The following is a 2963-nucleotide window of genomic DNA, read 5'->3' as shown; positions in this document are numbered from 1 at the left end:
CCAAAAGTCAAGTAATAAGCATAAAAATGTGAAAAAATTTAAAAAAAGAAAATAAGTGGAGGGAAAACTCAAAAGAGAAAACCCTAAATCCACTTATATAGAGCATCTATAGTTTCCTAGGTGTCTCCCTATTATTAAGGAGGAAGAATAATGAGTAAAAAAGGAATTATCGATCCAGGACACGGTGGAACAGATCCGGGCGCTACAGGTTTTGGGATTCGTGAAAAAGATTGGTGTCTACGTATCAGCTTGTATCAGCATAAAAGATTGCGTGAGCTGGGCGCTGATGTCGATCTAACCAGGGACAAAGATGTTACGCTCGATTCTGTTGCCCGTACGAATAAGATTAGGGGGAAATACGACTTCTGTATTTCTAACCACTGGAACGCATTTAATGGAAAAGCCAGAGGTGTAGAGACGATTTATCCTATTAGAGTTACTGACCGTTTTGCACGAAACATAGCCAATAGTTTAGTCAATGTGTCTAAGCTGCCACTAAGACGAGTGTTCAATCGTCGAAATAGTGCTGGAACTGACTGGTACTTCATGCACCGTTTGACAGGCAATGTAGAGACAATTATCATCGAGTATGCATTCATGGATCACAGAGCAGACCATGATTGGTATCTCAATGATCAAAACTTCTATAAAGCAGCTGAATCAGTTGTTGAAGAGATTTGTAAATATATCGGCATTCAGTATAGAGGACCTAAATCATCTGATCAGCCTAAAGTGGATTTGCCAATTGTATCCGGTACTTTATTCCGTGTTCAAGTTGGAGCTTTTGGTAAACTGGAGAATGCCGAGAGACTTCAAGAAAGACTTGAAGCTGCAGACATTGACACCTACTTGATACAGGATCAAGGGCTCTTTAAAGTTCAAGTAGGAGCTTACAGAAAAAAAGAGAATGCAGAAGCTCAAGCTAAGCGAGTAGAAGCTAAAGGGTTTGATACTTTCATTACTACGGCTTCTGGAACACCAGCACATGGAACTAAAGATGAGCCGACTCAGCCTGCTGCAGTAGTGACTCCTTCTACATCAGTGAGCCGGTCAGTAAATGCTGGAGATAAAGTCATTCTTAACAATTCAGCTAATCGATATGCAACAGGTCAAACTATTCCGGCATCGGTTAAGAACAGGACCTATACAGTCATGCAAACTAGACCAGGTCAAGTCTTGCTACAGGAGATTATGAGTTGGGTACACGTGGCGGATGTTAGATTATCCAGTGCTGCATCTGCAATTGAATCTGGAGACAGAGTAACACTCAACAGTAACGCCAGCAGATACGCAACTGGAGAAAAAATTCCAGCTAGTCGAAAAGGACAGAGGTATACTGTACTGCAGACCAGAAGCGGACAAGTATTACTCAGAGAAATATTGAGCTGGGTCCATACTAGAGATGTAACTAAGCTATAAAAATCGAGTTATATAGATACCTCCAGGAGAAATTGAGTAAGCAAAATCAATTCTCTTTTGAACTATTCGAAAAATACAAAAAGTTAAAAGCGTAGAAGTGAGTCTATACAATAGAAGAAACAGAAAAAGAGAGCAGTTATTAGCTGCTCTCTTTAGGTCTACTATATTATTTCTGAATTATTTCTGAGTTAAAACTCAAAACCCGCTATGTAATCAGTCTCGTTAGAGAGATTTTACGTTTCGGGAGGGATTCGAACCCCCGACCGTTCGCTTAGAAGGCGAATGCTCTATCCAGCTGAGCTACCGAAACTTTTTCAACAACAGAATTTATTATATAACCTTTAGGAATAAAAGTCAACAGGAAAAAGCAAACTTTCAAGTAGTTAAAATTGGTTAGTTGATTCCTCCTTTGGTAAAATGAGTTTACACATTGTTTAGAGGAGGATAACTAATGAAGTTTGTCACAGCCCAGCAAAGTCTTGAGGCGTTTGCCACTGAAGTAGAGAATCTGATTCAAAGTGGTGCTTATCATGCAAATGCCCTTCTAGTCGTATCTCTTGAGGAACATGTTTCTGAAGTTAAATCCATGGTGCCGATTGAAATTGAATCGGTCAAAGAGGAGGACTTCAAAAATAGCCACCCGCTTGACGGACATGGTCTTGATGAGAAGGAAGTTAGCTTATATGATGATATATTGAAAAGAGGAGGATATGTCTTGTTTGAAAAAGATAAATAAAAAAAAGAAGTAGTGAAGGAAGAGGGTAACAAAGAGGAAGATATCGGACTCCATGCACCTGGATTTGGTGTGGACCTGGAAGAACCAGATTCAGATGAAACGAATCACGAAGATAATTTCAATCCGGAAAACCCTAATCCACAGGGAGATAAACAGTAAATGGATGTAAGGAAGCCAGTGGGGGCTGGGAAAAAACTCCCCTAAAATGAATACATCCCTCGACCGATTTTGAGAAAAAATGGTCGAGGGATGTTTCTTTTTTAAAGACAAAATGAGCCCCACCGGCTATAATTGAAGTACCAACAGCAATTATAGGAGGGGCTCACTTTGCATCAAAATTATACCACAATGGAAACTGCTTTAACACTACAATTAGACTTCACTATTCCCGAGGATCACGAAGCACGTCTTATCAGTCGTTTCGTTGATTCTATTCCTGCGGAATTTCTTCTGGAAGAAACCTCTTCTACGGGACGTCCTGCGTTTCACCCTGCCATGTTACTTAAAATGTGCTTATTTGCCTATAGTCGTTCTACTTTTTCAGGTCGCACGATTGAACGCATGAATGACGAGTCCATTCCAATGAAATGGCTGACTGGCGACACATCCGTTACCTATAAAACAATCAATAATTTTCGTTCTAGTGAACATGCCAAGCGCCTGATCAAATATGCTTTCGTTCTGTTCACTTCACTACTCCAAGAGAATGGCCTGCTTCATGAGGAGGCTTTGTTTATTGACGGCACGAAACTTCAAGCTGATGCCAATATTTACTCCTTCACTTGGAAGAAGGCCATCGATCGTTATG

4 protein-coding genes and 1 tRNA gene are annotated in these 2963 nt (G+C 40.3%); 4 read left to right on the top strand and 1 reads right to left on the bottom strand.

The window, feature by feature from the left end:
- Positions 1 to 150 precede the first annotated feature (150 nt).
- Complete coding sequence (locus tag ACYQ2O_RS11465) at positions 151 to 1419, top strand: N-acetylmuramoyl-L-alanine amidase (protein WP_346023691.1); 1269 nt, start codon at positions 151 to 153, stop codon at positions 1417 to 1419.
- Between the two features lie 236 nt (positions 1420 to 1655).
- Here ACYQ2O_RS11465 and ACYQ2O_RS11460 read toward each other — a convergent pair.
- Positions 1656 to 1729: transfer RNA gene (locus tag ACYQ2O_RS11460), tRNA-Arg, on the bottom strand.
- A gap of 141 nt (positions 1730 to 1870) precedes the next feature.
- Between ACYQ2O_RS11460 and ACYQ2O_RS11455 the strand changes: the two genes are divergently transcribed.
- The 3 genes from ACYQ2O_RS11455 to ACYQ2O_RS11445 all read left to right on the top strand — a co-directional run.
- On the top strand, positions 1871 to 2155 hold the full coding sequence (locus tag ACYQ2O_RS11455) for a hypothetical protein (protein WP_091268035.1): 285 nt from the start codon (positions 1871 to 1873) through the stop codon (positions 2153 to 2155).
- A gap of 12 nt (positions 2156 to 2167) precedes the next feature.
- Complete coding sequence (locus tag ACYQ2O_RS11450; RefSeq protein WP_176759664.1) at positions 2168 to 2314, top strand: hypothetical protein; 147 nt, start codon at positions 2168 to 2170, stop codon at positions 2312 to 2314.
- Positions 2315 to 2503: 189 nt separating this feature from the next.
- Positions 2504 to 2963: transposase (locus tag ACYQ2O_RS11445; protein WP_459770091.1), on the top strand; the 460-nt coding region annotated here is incomplete at its 3' end.

It is taken from the genome of Alkalibacterium sp. m-11 (assembly GCF_054658155.1).
This window is presented reverse-complemented; position numbering and strand designations above follow the sequence as displayed.